This window comes from Kitasatospora sp. NPDC056783 (assembly GCF_042789895.1).
In the GTDB taxonomy this organism is placed as follows: Bacteria; Actinomycetota; Actinomycetes; order Streptomycetales; family Streptomycetaceae; genus Kitasatospora.
Genome location: NZ_JBHUAF010000080.1, coordinates 1 through 15,245, shown reverse-complemented (window position 1 = coordinate 15,245; position 15,245 = coordinate 1). Strand labels below are relative to the sequence as shown.

Below are 15,245 nucleotides of genomic sequence, written 5' to 3'. Positions count from 1 at the left end.
GCGCGAAGCACGGCCCGCGGGACGACGCGACCGACGCCGAGGCGTAGGAGTGGGGTACCGGCATCCCGGCGCTGGATGCCGCCCTCGTGTGGGGTGACGCCTTCACCGCCCTCGCCGCTGTCGTCGCCCTGCTCTGGAGAGTTCTGGGCGGAGGGCTCCATCTCACCCGCGCGGTGGGCCAGGTGGTTGAGGACTGGCAAGGTGAGGAGGCCCGGCCCGGGGTGCCGACGAGGCCTGGGCTGATGGAGCGGTCGGAGGGATCGAAGACCAGCTGAGTCGCGTCGAGCACGAGCTCTACCCGAACTCCGGGGAGAGTTTGAGGGAGGCGGTCGACCTGGCGAACCGGCGGCTGGCTCGGCTTTGCGACGATGACCCCGGGCGGGCTTCGCCCGGGCCACCGCCATCCTGACCAACTGCCCGCCCTCCTGGCTCCGGGGGCGTGTGGTTGCTTCTCGGCAACGATCGCGTCAGCCCTGCTGAATCCCGGTAGGCCTGGCGGCGCGGCACTGCCATGATCTGCGGATGTACCTTGCCCTTCACCCGGGAGCGGACCGGGAAAACGCCCTCATGGCCCTGCGCGACGTGGCGACGAATGTGGGCAACCTCTACAGCGGGTCTCAGCTGAACGCTGGACAGCTTGTACTCGCCTACCTGGAGTGGGCGAACCATGCCGTCGAGCGGCTGACCAACCAGCTCAGCGAGCGGGAGATCGAGCGTCTCATCTTCACCCGCCGCTACGAGCACCTGCTCGCCAGCGCCGCCGATTTTGGCGCCGGCTACATGGAGAAGTTCACCAACAGCCTCGTCCGGCTGGAACTCCGGCAGCGGCAGGCCGCGTTCGAGGCCGCCGTACACGGGCTCCAGAAGGCGATCAGCAGCGCCCCTGACGTGCGCCTGACGGTGGTCTTCGACACCTGCATGTTCATCCAGCACCCACAGGAGTTGGAGTTCATCGACTGGGCCGAGCTGACCGGGGTGTCCTACGGCATAGTCAGCGTGATGCTTCCGATCGTCGTCGTCGATGAGCTGGATCGGCTCAAGGAGCACACGAACAAGCAAACGCGCTACCGGGCCCGTCGCGCGTTGAAGGCCATCGACCGACGCTTCGTGTGGGGAAAGCACCGGCGATTCACCCTTCTCCACCAGGAAGGCAGCCTCCGCGTCGCCTGCGAGGTTCTCTTCGACCCGCCGGGACACACGCGGCTTCCGATCACCGACGACGAGATCGTGGACCGGGCTCTGGCCGCGCGCCCGGTCGTCGGTGGTTCCATGAAGCTGTTCACCTACGACACCGGCATGTCTACCCGCGCGGGGTACGCCGGTCTTGACGTTGAGAAGCTGAGCGATGCGGAGGACGGGTAGCGGGGCGGTGCTCACGGCGAGCGCGAACGAGCGGGAGGCTGCCCGGCAGCAGCGAGTCCCGGCCGCGCTGGACGATCGCCAACGGACGACCCACCCGGACCCCGAGCGGTCGGATCCGCCGCAGGATGTCTTCGCATAGCTGGCATCGTCGGGCCCGAAGGTAGGCCGGGTACCAGGGACCGCCGGGCTTGGCCGGCCGGTAGAGGGAGGGTGTGTCGACATCGTGAACAAGATCATCTGCCTGTGGCAGAACCACCACTACGGCCCGATGAAGATCCAGATGTACCTCAAGCGGTACCACGACATCGACATCGCCTGCTCCGCCGCTTACCGCATCCTCAAACGGCTGGGCCTGAACCGACTGCCCTCGTCCCGGCGCTATCAGCGCCACGACAAGCGCCACACCCACTACGAGGAGCAGCTGCCCGGTAACCGCGTCCAGATCGACGTCAAGTCCATCGAACCGATCGGCATCCCGGTCCTAACCTCGCCCCCGGGACCCGGTCCCGAGAAATTGTCAAGACCTGTGGCCTGAGGACGTCGCCGATCGGGTTGCGGGGTGAAGGGTTCTCTTACGGCCGTTGCAGGGGCAGCGGTCGGAGCGCGGGCCATCGGGTGAGCATGCCCTGTCGGATGGCCGCGGCGAGTTGCCCCAGACCCTTGAGCTCATCTCTGTCAGCGGTCATCCGGCTGACGATTCCGAGACGGTGGACGAGTCGCTGCCGGGCCGTTGCCGTGCCCCACTTCCAGTCCCTGTCCGGGATCCTGGCCAAATGGTCAGCGGTTCCTCTGTAGGCCCGCTGGACCAGAGCGTCGCCTCGTAGCAGCCAGCCGGCACATGCGTCGGTGAGATCCTCTTGGACCTCGGTGCCCGTCGCGTTGCGCCACGTCGCGCGGTAGGCGGCCTCTGCTGCGTGCAGCAGAGGCTGTGGTGGGGCGGTGGCGCACCAGCAGGTCGGAAAGCCGATGCGCAGGTAGGCGAGCTCCACGAGCCCGTTGCCCAGTGCGGCCTGTTCGAAGTCGATGAACCGGACGCCACCGCTGGTGTGCATGTCGTTGCCGGGACAGGGGTCGCCGTGCAGCAGGGCATGGCCTGGTACGCCGAGTAAGCGGTTCACGAGGCCGTCCAGCTCGGTTCGTACCCCGGACGGCACCGCGACGCCGAGCGTCCTGGTGAGCCCGAGGAAGGAGTCGATGTCGTCGTGGGTCGGGCCGGACCAGGCTGGGAGCACGCCTGTGTCATCGGCGCTCGTGGCCGCGTGGAGTCGGGCCAGTGCCGAGGCGTAGTCGACCACCCAGTCCTCGCGGGGCTTCTGGTGGTCCAGGTGCTCGAGGACCAGGACCCGTTCTCCCGGATCGGTGCCCAGGAGTATCGGCACCACGGGCGGGTCGACCCGGGACGCGAGCTTCAGCGCTGCCACCTCGAGTGCATACCTCTCGGCGGCCTCCGGAGCGTCGACGAGCTGCTTGACCACCACCGGTGTGCCGGACAGCTCGGCCCGCCATACCCGTGACCGCGGGCTGCTGCCCAGCCGGCGAGCCCGACGAGGTGCGCCGAGCTCGGCCCGCAGCTTCTCCCCGAATGGCAGTGTTGACCACATGGCTTCATCCTTCCACGCGCGTGAACGCTGCCGGCCGTGAAGCGAGTCAGACGGCCGGGTCGGCTCGCGCGGCGGCTGGTGCGGGTGCCTGGATTGATCTCGTTCATGCGGACACCAGATCGGGGCGTTCGACCAGCCGACCTCGTTCGAAGCAGGCTTCGGCGCGGACGAGCGGGACGGGGTGGGCGCCGTTGACGGGCCGCCAGCGGGCCTGGGCTGACTCGACCGGCTTGAAGACCATGGCTGGTGCGGCGGCGCGGGAGCCGGCGCCCTTGGTGAGCTTGGTACGGAGCCGGACAGTGGCAAAGGTCGACTCAACGGGCTTGGTGGTCCGCAGGTGGATCCCGTGCTCGGCTGGGTAGTTGCAGAACTCCGGCAGCACGTCCTCGTCGCCGGTGATCTTCGCGGCGGCCTTGGGGAACCTGGCACCGTAGAGCTTGGCGAAGGTCTTGATCGCCCGCTCGGCGTGGTCACGGACCTCGGCGTTGTCGATGTCCTGGATCGCCTTCTTCGCCGCTGGCTGGGCAGACTTCGGCATAGTGTCCAGAATGTTGGCGGTTTTGTGAACCCAGCACCTCTGTTCGCGGGTGTCGGGGAAGACCTCGCGCAGGGCCTTCCAGAACCGAGCGCGCCGTCGCCGACCGCCAGCACGGGAGCGCGCATGCCCCGTCGCGCGCAGTCCCGCAACAGCGAGGCCCAGGACTCGGCCGACTCCCGGTAGCCGTCGGCCATCGCGACCAGTTCCTTGGTGCCGTCCGCGCGCACGCCGATCACCCCCAGGACGGCGGCTTTGGCCTCGTCCAGGCGTATGCGCAGGTGGATGCCGTCGACCCAGAGAGACGTAGTCGGTGCCTGGCAGGTCGCGCTCCTGGAAGGCCGCGTGGTCGGCCTGCCACTGGGCGGTCAGCCGGGTCACCGTGGCGGGCGACAGCCCCGCCGAGGAGCCGAGGAACTGTTCCACCGCCGGGACGAGGTCGCCCGAGGACAGGCCGTGCAGGTAGAGCAGCGGCAGCACCTCGGCGATCTTTGGGGACTTACGGCACCACGGCGGCAGGATCGCAGAGGAGAGCTGTTTGCGCTCGCCGGTGGCCTCATCAAGGCGCTTGTCGATCGCGCGCGGGGCCTTGGCCTCAATCACGCCGGCCGCGGTGGTGACCCTCCGGGGCTGGTGGTAGTCGTTGCGGACCACCACCTGCCGGCCCTTGTCGTCCCGCTCGTTGGCCAACTCGGCGATGTAGGCGTTGACTTCTGCTTCCAGAGCAGCTGCCGGCATCCGCCTCGCGCCCTCTCGGACGATCTCGTCCCGCAGGGAGCCGTCTCGCGTGGTGCCGTCCTCGTTGACCACGGTGAGCACAGGGCGTGCCTACCCGGCGGGCGCTGTAACGTCGGTCTTGCTCGGTGACCTATCGATCAATCACTCGGGAAGCCCTCCCGAGGCGATCCACAGGTTCTGAGCGTTCCTCTGGAAGACGTGGTGGGAAGGCGCCGGGCAGGGCTGCATGGCGACGAAGGCGGTCGGTGAACCGCACGACGATAGGCGGCGCGTGATGGATCGTCATGCTATCGGGGCAGGCACTGCGCTGTTCCTCGGGTGTGATCCGAATGGCTACGCTCGGGCCATGAGTGACTTCCTCGTAGTGACGACGACCCATGACGATGAGACGAAGGCCCGCGAGCTGGCCGCGAAGGTGATCGGGGCGCGGCTGGCCGCGTGCGCGCAGGTCTACCCGATTCGCTCGGTGTACTGGTGGGAGGGTGAGGTGCAATCCGGCGAGGAGTGGCGGATCGACTTCAAGACTCGCGCCGAGTTGGCCGAGCCGCTCGGCACCTGCATCGCTGAGCAGCACTCGTACGACGTGCCGGAGGTCGTCGCGGTGCCGGTCGTGACTGGCGCCGAGAGCTGCCTGAACTGGATCACTGCGGAGACGTCGGCCGGCTGACCGGTCAGGCGATGGTGGCCCGGATCTCCTCGCGGAAGGTCCGGCCCGTGGTATTGCCCAGGGGGAGGCGGTCGGCGAGGGCGGCCAGGCGGACCTTGCCCATGGTCGTCTCGGTCTGGACGGTGGCGGTGAGAGCGTGGCGGCCGACCTCGACGGCCTGTTCGACGTCGCCGGCGGTGAGGTAGCCGGTGGTGATGTCTCCGAGGACAGCGACGCGGACGCCCGGCAGGTCGGTTCGGTCTTCCTCAACCCGCGCATCACGGATAGCCAGGCCGCGCGCCGGTCCACCGCCAGCTGCCCGGTCCACCTGGGCAGCGACGGCGAGCTCCGAGCCAGCGCCGGATGGCTCCTTGAGTTCGTCGGCTGCCGCCCCGGCCAGCCGACAGCCGATAGCGTGCGCTGCTCGGAACGCCGGACCCTCACGGTCACGGCCCACGGGGGAGCCACGTCCGCCGAGCTCGACCATGCACTCGCCAGCCTGGCCGCCAGAGTCGAAACTGCGACCGGGATCGCACTTCAACCCGAGCCGACGCGCGTCGGCCGGTGGCCCGTCACCACCTACGCGTGAGCGGCGGCCGGGTCCGGCTGCTGCACCGACCTGAAGCCTCTCGTGTCCTGCCCGTACGAGATGAGGAGTCCTGCATGGAAGAGATGACGTGGAACCGGGTCGAGATGCCGTGTACCTGGTTGGACGGCAAGTCCGACAAGGTCAACTTGTCGCTGGGGATGGCCAGTTAGGCGATCACCCGGTGCGCTTGGCAGCGCACCACCGGATCGGGGTCGTCGATCCGCTCGGCCAGGTGGCCCGGCTGCCGCCCGGCGAGGGTGGCCAGCGCGGTCAGTCGGCGTTCGGGCCGGCCGCGCCCGTCGAGTTCGGCGAGCAGCGCCGTCAGTTCGGCGGGGGCGAGGACGGCGGGGGTGCGGGCCACCTCGCACAGCCGGAGCGGCCGGGGCGGCGGCTCATGGGCCCTCGGTCTCCCCGAGCTCCGTCGGCGCGGTGAACGTCGGCTCGACACCGGTCAGTTCGCGGCTGGCCTCCCACAGGCGCGCCGCCGTCGCGGCGTCGGCCAGGTGGTTCCAGAGCGATTCGACCACGGGCGCACCGCGCAGCCCGAACGCCCGGGGGCCCAGCATCAGGCCGCCGCGCACGCCCGGGTCGAGCACGGCCCGGACGGCGGGCCACGCGGCGGCGTCCTTGCCCTGGACGACCAGGCCGAGCGGCAGACGGCTCAGCCGCTCGCCGGTGGTTCGGACGTGGATTGGCGGGCGCGAAGGGGTGAGGGAGTCGAGCGCGCCGCCGGGGTGGACGAGCACGCTCAGCGTCGTGCTGCCGACGGCACGCAGACGGCGGTCGAGTTCGAGGGCGAAGAGCATCTGGGCCAGCTTGGAGCGCGAGTAGGCGCGCTTGGGCCGGTAGTCGCGGGCGCTCTGGAGGTCGTCGAGGTCCAGGCGCTCGGACTTGGCCGCGAAGCTGCCGGTGGTGACGATCCGGCTCCCCGGGGTTGCGAGGAGCAGGGGTGCCAGGTGGTGGGTCAGCGCGAAGTGCCCCAGGTGGTTGGTCGCGAACATCAGCTCGTGGCCGTCCGCGCTCTCGCGGCGCGGTGGGTGGTCGAGCGCCACCCCGGCGTTGTGGACGACCGCGTCGAGGCGGCCAGGCCCGAGCGCGGCCACGGAGGACTTGAGCGAGGCCAGGTCGGCCAGGTCCAGGGGCACGTGCCGCACCTTGGCACCGGGGACGCGCGAGCGGATGGAGACGATCGCGTCCTCGGCCTTCGCCCGGTCGCGGCTGCCGAGGACGACCGTGGCCCCGGTACCGGCGAGCTGCTCGGTGACGAAGTACCCGATGCCCGCGTTTCCGCCGGTGACGAGGAAGCGCTTTCCCCCGGCGCGGGGCAGCCGGCGGACGTCCCACTGCGGGGACTGGGACGCGGAGGACAGGGTGGGCACGGTGGGCTCCCGGACGTTCGAAGTGGTCTGGTCGGCGGGCCGCACCTTCTGTGGTCGGCCGCGCCGCGGGCTCAGGCGAGGGCGGGCCGACATCACGGGCCGGCACTGCCGGCCGACACCGCGCGGGTGGCGGCACGCGGCTCCGCGCCGCCCTCGGACGGGGCGAGAGCCCGCCTGGCATCCTGGCCGGATGGCCGCCGACGCGCTGACTCCGGTTCACCTCGACCACATCATCGACGGGTTGGCGGCGAATCCCGCCCTGCCTGCTCCCATGATCCGGCGGCTGTTCGCACGGCGGCAGGGCTTCGGGCAGGTGGCGGGACGCCCGGACCTCACCGAGGCGATGGTCGCCGAGATCGTCGCGACCGACGACCACTGGTTGCTGCACAGCCTGGCGCTCAACGACCGGCTGCCGGACCGCTTCCGCATCCGTCTGGCCGCCCATCGCGACAGCGGGGTGCGGATCGCGCTGGCCCTCCGTGCCGAGAGCGCGCCGAGGGAGATGCCGGAACGGCTCATCGACGATCCGGACCCGAAGGTCCGCGAGCACCTCGCCAAGGGTGATCACACGCCGCCCGACCTCCGGGCCCGCCTCGCCGCCGACCCCGACCCGGCGGTGCGCGCCGCGCTGGCGAAGCACTGGACGCAGGCGCCGGAAGCGGTCCGCCGGGTCCTGCTGACCGACCCCGAGGCCGACGTCCGCGCCGCGGCCTGTGCGACCTACTTCGCGCGCCTGCCGCATCCGGTGCCGCCCGCGGACCTGGTGCCGGCCCTGTTGGCGGACCCGGTGACCCGGGCGGGCGCCGTGGTCCACGCCGTCCTCGACGCGGACGCCTTCCAACGGCTCGCCGAGGATCCGGCCGACGACGTGCGCGCCGAACTGGCCCGGCATCCCGACCTGCCACCCCCGGTTCGCGAGGCCCTGGCCGTCGATCCGTCCCCGCACGTCCGGGTGAAGGTCTTCGCCCGGCCCGACACACCGGAGGACGAGCGCGCACGGATCCACACCTCGGTCCACGAACTCGCCCGATCGATGGCCGACCCCGGCCCCGACGCCGACGACGAAGCGATCCTGCAGTGGTACCGGGACTCCGCCGCACCCACGGACCTGCGGACCCTGCGCCTGCCGTGGGTCACGGCCGATCCGCTACCGCACCTCGACTCGCCCTACGTCAGTTTCCGGGCCTCGGCGGCCGCGAGCAAGGCCCTGCCCGCCGAGGCGGTGGCCCGACTCCTCGACGACGAAGAGGAGATCGTCCGCCTGACCATGGCCGGCACCGCCCCGTACCTGGTCGGCCTCGCGACCGCCGAGAGCATCGAGCGCCACCGCGACCGCCACCGCAGACGGGGCAGGCTCACGCTCTGGTGGGAGAAGGCGGGGATCCTGCCGTTCCCGCCGGCGACGCTGCGCCGCTTCGCCACCGACCCCGAGCCCCGGCTCCGCTCCCTCGCACCCCGGGATCCGGACCTGCCCCCGGAACTCGCCGAGCAGCTGGCCCGCGATCCCGACTACCGTGTCCGCCTCGCCGTCGCCGCCCACCGCAACCTCCCGTTCCCGTCGCTGCTGAGGCTCCTCGCCGACCCCTCGGAGCACGTCGCGCAGGCCGCCGGCGCCTCGCCGTTCCTCCCCGTCGAGCGCATGGACCGGCTGCTGACCCTGGCGGGCCTGTAGCGGTCGATCCCTCCGGGTTCCGCTGGGGCGTTGGTTCTCTGATCGGCCGAATCCTCCGGATCATGGGGCTCGGTTCGGGCGCGGGGTTCGACACCGAGACAGATCTTCAAGAGCCGGAGCAGCCAGCCCAGTCGGCGCAGGGCCTGGTTTGGGCCGGCTGGTGGTTGATCCGCACGACCGCGCCCGCCACGCCCGCGTTCCGGCCGGAAGCCGGAACGCGGGCACATGGTGTCCTTCGGCGAGTCAGTACGTGGGGCAGATGTGCTTGCGGACCGCCGCGAGGATCTTCGCCGACTTCTCGGGCCCGAAGCCCTCGGGGTGTTTGGGCGAGGTGAAGCGCTGGTTGGCGACGTTGACGAGCTTCGCCTGGTCCGTCGGCCACTCGGAGACGGACGTGCATTGGTCGCGGCCACGGCTGACGGCCCGGTCCGGCTTGTCGCCGACGATCTCCGGGTCGATGGCCGTCAACGCCGCGAGGTAGGCGGCGGTGGTCGCGGCATCCGGCTTGGGCGGCGGCCCGCTCGGCTTTGTCCCAGCGGCCCCGGAAGCGCCGGAGGCCCCGGGTGCAGTCGTCGTGGTCGGGGCGGGGGCCGGGGCCTCGGGCGCAGCGGGCGCGGCTGCCGCCGAGGGGGGCTGGGCGGCGGCCGGACTGCTCGCGGGTGCTTTGGCGTCACCGGTGGACGAGGCCGAGCTGGAGCAGGCCGCGAGGCCGAGGGCGGCCAGACCGGCGATGACGGCCGCGGTGGTGGTACGGGTACGCATGGTTCCCCCTGGGACTGGTGTGGTGCCCGTCGACAGTACCGAGCTGGTGGCCGGTCAGCGCAAGTTCGTAGCCGATCTGTGACTTGGTGTCCGCTGCCGAGCGGCTGGCGCGGATGCGGGCCGCCAAGCTCGCCGTGGCCGAGCGGATCTACGGGGCGGCTGACACCTGGGTCGGCTGCTGATCGGACTGACCCGGTTCACCCGTCGCCGGGCGCTTCCGGCCGTCGCGGCGGTGCCCGGCATCACCGCCGTCTCCGGCGCCAGCCGCCACGTCGACGCCACCGGGGACGCTTCCCTCCACTGTGATTGGTGCCGCGCACTGGAAAGGTGCCCACCGGGCCTGGCGTACGTGTCGCTGACCAACGACGAACACGCCGACGCGGTACGGCAAGCGCTGGAGCACGGCTGGCACCTGGTGGTCGGCAAGTCCGCCCTGCCGGAACTCCCCACCGCCGTAAGGATGGTGGAGATGGCCCGCCGCTCCTCTCTGGTGATCGCGGAGGCGACCTGCCACGCCTTCCACCCGATGTTCCCGGTGCTCGCCCGCGACGCGGCAGCGGCCACCAAGGCGGTCGCCGTCTTCACCTTGCCGGTCCTACCCGACGACTTCCGCCACGACCGGGCCCGAGGTGGCGGCGTACTCCTCGACACCGGCCCCTACCTCGCCTCTCGGGGCCGGATCCTGTGGGGCCACGAGCCCGAGGCGCGCCCAGTCCCCCCAGTAGCGGGTGTCGCTGGTCAAGGTCTCGCCGATGTCGAACACCACGGAGCGCATGGGCCGAGGCTACTGGGGTCCGTCGATTCCGAAACGACGAGGCGCCCTGTGCGCCCACCGGACTGGGCGGACAAGGTGCCTCGTCGCCCCTGGCGTCGCAGTCCTCCCGGAGCCGGTGACGGGACGAGTCTCCATGGCGGAGCTTCAGGCGCTGTACTCGTAGCCGATGGTGTACCGGGTGGGGATGCACCACTCGCCGTACTCGATCACGCCCTGTTCATCCGACCAGCGGTGGACTCCGGCGAGGATCGCGGCCCCGTTGGGGATGCCCAGCGCGGAGGCTTCGCGCTGGTTGGCGTTCCGGCCGTGCATGTCGTCCCGGGCATGGGTGATGGTCCGGCCGGTGGCTTCGAGGACGCGACCGAGGAGTCCGGCGTTCTTCCCCGGCGCGGTGCTCAGCAGGTCGGGGACCCGCGCGGCGAACTCGGCCGGGTAGTAGACCCCCTGGTACATGGTCCGCTGCCTGCCCCTGCCGGTGACGAACTCGCGCCGTACCAGCTGGTCCCCGGGATCGAGCCCGAAGAGCTCCTGGACGTACAGCGGGGGGACTTTGAGCTCGGCCACGGTCACGATGCAGGTCTCGTGGTCCATGAGGCTGGAGCGGACTCGCTGGACCTGGAGCAGCCGGTCACGGCCGGACGCCGTGATGGTGGGTTCATCGGCCACGAACGTTCCGCGTGGCGAGGTGAACAGGTAACCCTCGATGACGAGTTGCTGGAGGGCCCGGGTCATCGTGGCGGCGGACACACCCCAGGATTCACACATCTCGCGCTGTGCCGGCAGCTTGGTGCCGGCGTCGAGCTTCCCGGTGAGTATCTGCTGCCGGTAGTGGTCGGCGATCCCCGAGAACGTGTTGCGATCGGCCATGGGCCCGCCCCTCTGGCTGTCAGTCAAGAGTGCATATGACAACGACGCAGAGTATCGCGTAACGCTCCGACTGCGTAGCGTTACCCCTTCTGTGGTCGGGGGCTTGGTCGGCCCCGCTGCCCGGCGGCTGCTCAGGCCCCCGGAGGGCTGGGAGCCCGGCCCGCACTACTTCAGCGGCTCCCTCATCATCACGGAGAAAACGGGCGAGTCCGAGAACGGCTGCTGAGAGCCGATCTGCCGGTAGCCCCACGACTCGTAGACGGCCTTCACCTTGCCGTCTCCGGCCTGCGGGTTGACCAGGAGCGTCACGCGCTCCTCCGGCCGTCCGCTCAGCGCTTCGTCGTGCAGTTGCCTGGCCACGCCCTTGCCCCGCCAGGGTCCACGGACGACGATCTCGTTGAACGCCAACGTGCGCCGCCCGTCCTCCTCGGTGTATCCCTCGGGCAGGGGTGTGGTCATCGATGACCACCACTTGGTGTCCGGGCCGAGCGGGACCACGTAGCAGAACCCCACGGGCTCGTCGCCGTCGTACCCGATCACGGTCTCCCAGCCGGGCCGGGACGAGTGCCCGGCCAGCCTTTCCCCGAAGCGCTCGGGCGAGTTGAACGGGCGATCCATCAGACCGAAGTCGCCGCGGACCTCCACGTGCAGGTCGACGATGACCTGTCGGGCTTCCGCCACATCGGTGACGTGGCGGAAGAGCAGAGCGGACTCAGGCATGAGCTTCCCTCCGATGATCGATCCAGTCCTGGGCGTGCGGACTGCCGGGAGCGACCTTAGCGATGGTTGCCGTGAAGCGGTCAAGCAAGTGCCCAGTCCGTCCACGACTGGCAGAAGTCGGAATCATTCGCGCTGTCGCCACCGCTGCTTCGATCTCGTCCTGTCGAAGCTGGGCGTTGGCGAGGTAGGTGAGAGTGAGGCTGCGGTTCCGCTGCATCGAAGGGCGAAGGAGTGACAGGTTGCGGTGAGCGTGGGCTTCAGCTTCGGCCCACAGGCCGGCCTCGAACGCGGCGGTTGCGGAGAGGAGTTCCAACTCGGCCTCATCGTAGAAGGCCGTCCACGTGGGCCGCGAGCACGTCATGTCGATGCGGCCGAACGCGTCCCGCGCGTACCCGAGGCTCCGTCCCATGGCTGTCACATCACCCACGCTCGCGTGATGGGTAGCCATGCGGGCGTGGGTCAGTGAGGCGTAGAATGGGTCCTGGCGCACGATCCCCGTGGACCGGGCGACCTCCCTGGCGGCCTTGGAATCGGAGGTCCTGCCCATGTGGCTGTACAAGACGCCTGCGAAACCCCAGCACCGCAGCTGGGTTGCCGGATCGTTCGAGAGGCCGGCCAGAGTCACTGCCTGGTTGAGGTGGACCTCCGCGCTGCCGAGCCTGCGCCCGTCGATCGCCGCCCACATGGCACTGCTGGCGAACAGTGCGGCTGCCGTGTAGAGGCGCGACCGCGTGCGTTGGCCGACGCTGCCGCGCTGCTGGAGGTCGAGTGCCCGCTGTACGAGCCGAGAGGCCCGTTGTTCGGTTTCCACGGTGCCGCCGGCGTGATTGTCTGACGCGATGAGCCTGGCAAGCTCCAGGTCGAGCTGGTCCACATCGGCGGACCCGACCCGGTAGCGGGTCGAGCCCGTGGCTCCGACTGCCGCCACGGCGGCAAGTGGGGCAGTGGTGAGGAGAGTTCGTCGCTGCACGTGGTCCTCCAGGTTCGACGCCGATCGGTACGTAGCCGGCGGGGTGAAACCGAGGTCTTCGGTCGGACACTCAAATACTGCCTCCAAAGCGAGGCATGTTCGCCCCTGAGGCCTCGTCGTCTTTCCGTGAACCAGGTTGTACACCGTTCGATCACTGAATGTGCCGCGCTTGCCGGTCAGCTCCTCAAGCTTCCCGTTCATCTCCTCGGCCAGCTCGCTGTAGCTCAGGCCTGACTGCTTCAGCTGCCGGCCGAACGCCATGTCGGATGCGTGATCCACCATGCACTCACGGTACCGGTGTGCAGGTGGCTTCTCTTCCGCTTTGCCAAGGCATGGCAAAGTCTTCTGGTGGGCTGTGCTCGGGAAGCCGTCGTTCTTCGTGGGCCTGGACACCCAACGGCTCGTTGAATGGTTGTCAGTCGCCAGGGACCGAACCTGACAGGACCCGGTGACTGGTGACGATGCTGCCCGGAGCCGTGTCGTAGGGCCGTGTAGCAGTCTCAACCACCATGTCGTAGGAGTTTCGAGGGCCGACCTTCCCGAGGCGGCTCTCGGTGGCGGAGGACAGGCCGATGGCGAGACGCACCCCCAGACGTCAGAATCGAGAGGTCGTAACAGGGTCCTCGAAGCCCGAGTTGAACCGGCCTCCAGCGGGCTGGCATTCGCTCTGGTCCGCTGCCGGACGCGAGCCGGTGATCTCCCAGGAGTGTTCCAGGTGCCGGGAGTTGGACGCCATTGCCCGTGCGGCGCTGCGCGTCACCGACCCGGCGAGCGGTCACTGGTATCGGGATGCCTCGCGCTTGAGCGATGTTCGCGTGCTGCGGGAGCGTCACGCGCCGTACTGCGAGCACCCCGGGGCGGTGGGCGTGGGTGAATCCGTTCCCCCGCCGCCGGAGGATCCGGCGGCGGGCGCCGACCAGGCCGACGCCGACCCGCCGCCGGAGCCCGCCGAGTCGGACACCATGCGGCTCCTTCGGGAGCGCACCAGGGAGTTGCGGCACCGCCGCGCCGCCGACTGGCGTTGAACCTTCGGATGAGAGACACCATGACCGACCTCCCCGCGAGCCCGGCGCTCGCCCACCCGACCCGCACCACCCCGGTCAGGCAGCACGCCGACGACCTCCCCGCCCCGCGCGGGGACGCGCCCGCCCCGCGCCTCCGGACGGTCTGGCGCTTCACGGACTGGACGCTGAGCCACGCCGCGAACGAGCCCGACCTGCCCCCGGTGAGGCACCGCTTCCAGTGCGTCTCGGAGGACGAGGACGGCTGGGTGTGCGGAGCCGAGGGCCCCGAACGCGTGTCCTTCGAGGCCGCCCAGGGCTGGCCGTTCCTGCGCGTCAAGGACGCCCCGGACCACCGTACGTACGACCACGTCGCCCGGGTGCCGTGGACGGTCTCGCCGAGGGTGGAGCCCGGCACGGTGATCCCCTGACGGGTCCGATCGACACGTCCCGCGCGTAGCGGGACGTCCCCGAGCATGGTCGAGCGTCCTCGGGGAGCCGCGCACCGGTGGCCGCGACAAGCCGCCGGTGCGCCGTCCGGGAATCGAACCGGACACCTCGGCGGGACATCGGCCCGTCGGGCGCGACCAGCTCACCAGCACGGAGGTATCGGGATGGGCGACCACGGCGGCGGCTCGGGGTACGCGGGGCTCACGGTGCGCCCGTCGTTTCACGTCGGCGGCACGCCAGTGCCCCGAGCTCGTGCAGGGCGGCGTGACCTGCACGGTGGACGCGTCGGGCGAGCTGCTCACGGTCCGCGGCTTTCCCGACGGCGGCCGGAGCGTCTCCCTCACCCGCCGCCACCAGAACGTGGGGGCCGAGGTCACCGGTGCGACGGTCGACGAAGCGGAGCTGCGCCGCGTCCTCGACGCGCTGCACCCGCTGTCGGACGCGGAGCTGGAGGGGCTGATCCGGGACAAGAGGACCGTCTACCGTATCTGATCCGCGTGCCCGCGCGCCCGGGGGCGCGAGCCCGGGCGGCGGGTGGTGGGTCACCGAGCATGAGCCTTTTGCCGCGAATAGGTGAATGCTGACTCGGTTTCCGATTTATGACGGCCGGGCACATGGCGCTTGCAACATTCGCCCACGAAGCGGCGCGGCGGCTCCACGGCCCACGCGTCAGGGAAAGAGGCATGTCATGGCCCCCGTACCCAACGGCGTCTACGCGATCACCAAGCCCAACGAGCAGCTCCTCACCTTGCTCGGCGGAGCGTCCCGCCCGGGCTCGCAGGTGGTGCTCCTGCCCCCGACCGGCCAGCCCGGTGAGCAGGAGTGGGAGGTGGCGGGGCTCGGCAACGGCAACGTCACGATCAAGAACCTCCGCAGCCAGACCTATCTGAGCTTCGACGGGGAGCCCGAGGTCAACAAGCTGCTCGGCGGGTTCGCCGAGCCCCGCCAGTGGGTGCTGCGCCAGTCGTCGGAGCACTTCACCTTCCACATCGTCGTGCCCGGCGGCCCCATCGACGGCAGCGAGCTGGTCGTCGACCTGAGCCTCCTGCGGATCTACCCGCCCCTGACGGCGCTGCGGCCCATCCAACCGCAGGACGTGGAGCAGGCGTGGCACTTCGAGTTCCACGAGTAGTGCGCGCCACGCGTACGTAGCACTTCGCCCGTGCACAGGAAGTCGG

General features: G+C 70.3%; 17 protein-coding genes and 1 pseudogene. 9 read left to right on the top strand and 9 right to left on the bottom strand.

The window, feature by feature from the left end; genetic code table 11:
* The first annotated feature begins 522 nt into the window (after nucleotides 1–522).
* The gene (locus ACFRMQ_RS14795; protein ID WP_380730806.1) at nucleotides 523–1,362 is read left to right on the top strand and encodes a PIN domain-containing protein; all 840 of its coding nucleotides are present in this window, start codon (nucleotides 523–525) and stop codon (nucleotides 1,360–1,362) included.
* 223 nt (nucleotides 1,363–1,585) lie between these two features.
* Nucleotides 1,586–1,897: a hypothetical protein gene (locus tag ACFRMQ_RS14790; protein ID WP_380730805.1), complete on the top strand. Its 312-nt coding sequence runs from the start codon at nucleotides 1,586–1,588 to the stop codon at nucleotides 1,895–1,897.
* Between the two features lie 37 nt (nucleotides 1,898–1,934).
* Here the strand turns inward: ACFRMQ_RS14790 and ACFRMQ_RS14785 are convergent, their stop codons facing one another.
* Entirely contained in the window at nucleotides 1,935–2,963 is a 1,029-nt protein-coding gene (locus ACFRMQ_RS14785) for an aminoglycoside phosphotransferase family protein (protein ID WP_380730803.1), read from the bottom strand.
* Between the two features lie 103 nt (nucleotides 2,964–3,066).
* Nucleotides 3,067–4,317 (bottom strand): annotated as a pseudogene (locus tag ACFRMQ_RS14780) (IS256 family transposase).
* A 265-nt stretch (nucleotides 4,318–4,582) separates the two neighbouring features.
* Here ACFRMQ_RS14780 and cutA point away from each other — a divergent pair.
* Entirely contained in the window at nucleotides 4,583–4,903 is a 321-nt protein-coding gene (gene cutA / locus ACFRMQ_RS14775) for a divalent-cation tolerance protein CutA (RefSeq protein WP_380730801.1), read from the top strand.
* A gap of 136 nt (nucleotides 4,904–5,039) precedes the next feature.
* Complete coding sequence (locus ACFRMQ_RS14770; protein WP_380730799.1) at nucleotides 5,040–5,471, top strand: hypothetical protein; 432 nt, start codon at nucleotides 5,040–5,042, stop codon at nucleotides 5,469–5,471.
* Nucleotides 5,472–5,637: 166 nt separating this feature from the next.
* Here the strand turns inward: ACFRMQ_RS14770 and ACFRMQ_RS14765 are convergent, their stop codons facing one another.
* The gene (locus ACFRMQ_RS14765) at nucleotides 5,638–5,832 is read right to left on the bottom strand and encodes a hypothetical protein (protein ID WP_380730797.1); all 195 of its coding nucleotides are present in this window, start codon (nucleotides 5,830–5,832) and stop codon (nucleotides 5,638–5,640) included.
* 31 nt (nucleotides 5,833–5,863) lie between these two features.
* On the bottom strand, nucleotides 5,864–6,841 hold the full coding sequence (locus tag ACFRMQ_RS14760) for an SDR family NAD(P)-dependent oxidoreductase (RefSeq protein WP_380730840.1): 978 nt from the start codon (nucleotides 6,839–6,841) through the stop codon (nucleotides 5,864–5,866).
* A gap of 199 nt (nucleotides 6,842–7,040) precedes the next feature.
* Here ACFRMQ_RS14760 and ACFRMQ_RS14755 point away from each other — a divergent pair, with 199 nt between their 5' ends.
* On the top strand, nucleotides 7,041–8,522 hold the full coding sequence (locus tag ACFRMQ_RS14755; protein WP_380730795.1) for a hypothetical protein: 1,482 nt from the start codon (nucleotides 7,041–7,043) through the stop codon (nucleotides 8,520–8,522).
* 243 nt (nucleotides 8,523–8,765) lie between these two features.
* On the opposite strand, the gene ACFRMQ_RS14750 is transcribed toward ACFRMQ_RS14755, so the two are convergent.
* The 5 genes from ACFRMQ_RS14750 to ACFRMQ_RS14730 form a co-directional block, all read right to left on the bottom strand.
* Nucleotides 8,766–9,284 (bottom strand): hypothetical protein, encoded by a 519-nt coding sequence (locus ACFRMQ_RS14750; protein ID WP_380730793.1) that lies wholly within the window; start codon nucleotides 9,282–9,284, stop codon nucleotides 8,766–8,768.
* A 595-nt stretch (nucleotides 9,285–9,879) separates the two neighbouring features.
* The gene (locus ACFRMQ_RS14745) at nucleotides 9,880–10,059 is read right to left on the bottom strand and encodes a hypothetical protein (RefSeq protein WP_380730791.1); all 180 of its coding nucleotides are present in this window, start codon (nucleotides 10,057–10,059) and stop codon (nucleotides 9,880–9,882) included.
* Between the two features lie 144 nt (nucleotides 10,060–10,203).
* Complete coding sequence (locus ACFRMQ_RS14740; RefSeq protein ID WP_380730789.1) at nucleotides 10,204–10,926, bottom strand: GntR family transcriptional regulator; 723 nt, start codon at nucleotides 10,924–10,926, stop codon at nucleotides 10,204–10,206.
* 165 nt (nucleotides 10,927–11,091) lie between these two features.
* A complete protein-coding gene (locus ACFRMQ_RS14735) occupies nucleotides 11,092–11,646 on the bottom strand; it encodes a GNAT family N-acetyltransferase (RefSeq protein WP_380730787.1) in 555 nt (184 codons plus the stop codon).
* The gene (locus ACFRMQ_RS14730; RefSeq protein ID WP_380730785.1) at nucleotides 11,639–12,898 is read right to left on the bottom strand and encodes an XRE family transcriptional regulator; all 1,260 of its coding nucleotides are present in this window, start codon (nucleotides 12,896–12,898) and stop codon (nucleotides 11,639–11,641) included. The genes ACFRMQ_RS14735 and ACFRMQ_RS14730 overlap by 8 nt, the downstream gene beginning before the upstream one ends.
* Before the next feature lie 443 nt (nucleotides 12,899–13,341).
* On the opposite strand from ACFRMQ_RS14730, the gene ACFRMQ_RS14725 reads away from it, so the two are divergent.
* From ACFRMQ_RS14725 to ACFRMQ_RS14710, 4 genes are all read left to right on the top strand, one after another.
* Complete coding sequence (locus tag ACFRMQ_RS14725) at nucleotides 13,342–13,641, top strand: hypothetical protein (RefSeq protein WP_380730783.1); 300 nt, start codon at nucleotides 13,342–13,344, stop codon at nucleotides 13,639–13,641.
* A 20-nt stretch (nucleotides 13,642–13,661) separates the two neighbouring features.
* Nucleotides 13,662–14,048, top strand: a complete 387-nt coding sequence (locus tag ACFRMQ_RS14720; protein ID WP_380730781.1) for a hypothetical protein — start codon at nucleotides 13,662–13,664, stop codon at nucleotides 14,046–14,048.
* A 283-nt stretch (nucleotides 14,049–14,331) separates the two neighbouring features.
* On the top strand, nucleotides 14,332–14,559 hold the full coding sequence (locus tag ACFRMQ_RS14715; RefSeq protein WP_380730780.1) for a hypothetical protein: 228 nt from the start codon (nucleotides 14,332–14,334) through the stop codon (nucleotides 14,557–14,559).
* Nucleotides 14,560–14,755: 196 nt separating this feature from the next.
* A complete protein-coding gene (locus tag ACFRMQ_RS14710; RefSeq protein ID WP_380730778.1) occupies nucleotides 14,756–15,199 on the top strand; it encodes a hypothetical protein in 444 nt (147 codons plus the stop codon).
* Nucleotides 15,200–15,245 lie beyond the last annotated feature (46 nt).

What these genes read in the sequence shown, in the direction of transcription:
- ACFRMQ_RS14740 (WP_380730789.1), bottom strand. Translation starts at nt 10,926, where the DNA reads ATGGCCGATCGCAACACGTTCTCGGGGATCGCCGACCACTACCGGCAG.
- ACFRMQ_RS14730 (WP_380730785.1), bottom strand. Translation starts at nt 12,898, where the DNA reads ATGGTGGATCACGCATCCGACATGGCGTTCGGCCGGCAGCTGAAGCAG.
- ACFRMQ_RS14735 (WP_380730787.1), bottom strand. Translation starts at nt 11,646, where the DNA reads ATGCCTGAGTCCGCTCTGCTCTTCCGCCACGTCACCGATGTGGCGGAA.
- ACFRMQ_RS14785 (WP_380730803.1), bottom strand. Translation starts at nt 2,963, where the DNA reads ATGTGGTCAACACTGCCATTCGGGGAGAAGCTGCGGGCCGAGCTCGGC.
- ACFRMQ_RS14745 (WP_380730791.1), bottom strand. Translation starts at nt 10,059, where the DNA reads ATGCGCTCCGTGGTGTTCGACATCGGCGAGACCTTGACCAGCGACACC.
- ACFRMQ_RS14710 (WP_380730778.1), top strand. Translation starts at nt 14,756, where the DNA reads ATGGCCCCCGTACCCAACGGCGTCTACGCGATCACCAAGCCCAACGAG.
- ACFRMQ_RS14755 (WP_380730795.1), top strand. Translation starts at nt 7,041, where the DNA reads ATGGCCGCCGACGCGCTGACTCCGGTTCACCTCGACCACATCATCGAC.
- ACFRMQ_RS14795 (WP_380730806.1), top strand. Translation starts at nt 523, where the DNA reads ATGTACCTTGCCCTTCACCCGGGAGCGGACCGGGAAAACGCCCTCATG.
- ACFRMQ_RS14720 (WP_380730781.1), top strand. Translation starts at nt 13,662, where the DNA reads ATGACCGACCTCCCCGCGAGCCCGGCGCTCGCCCACCCGACCCGCACC.
- cutA (WP_380730801.1), top strand. Translation starts at nt 4,583, where the DNA reads ATGAGTGACTTCCTCGTAGTGACGACGACCCATGACGATGAGACGAAG.
- ACFRMQ_RS14750 (WP_380730793.1), bottom strand. Translation starts at nt 9,284, where the DNA reads ATGCGTACCCGTACCACCACCGCGGCCGTCATCGCCGGTCTGGCCGCC.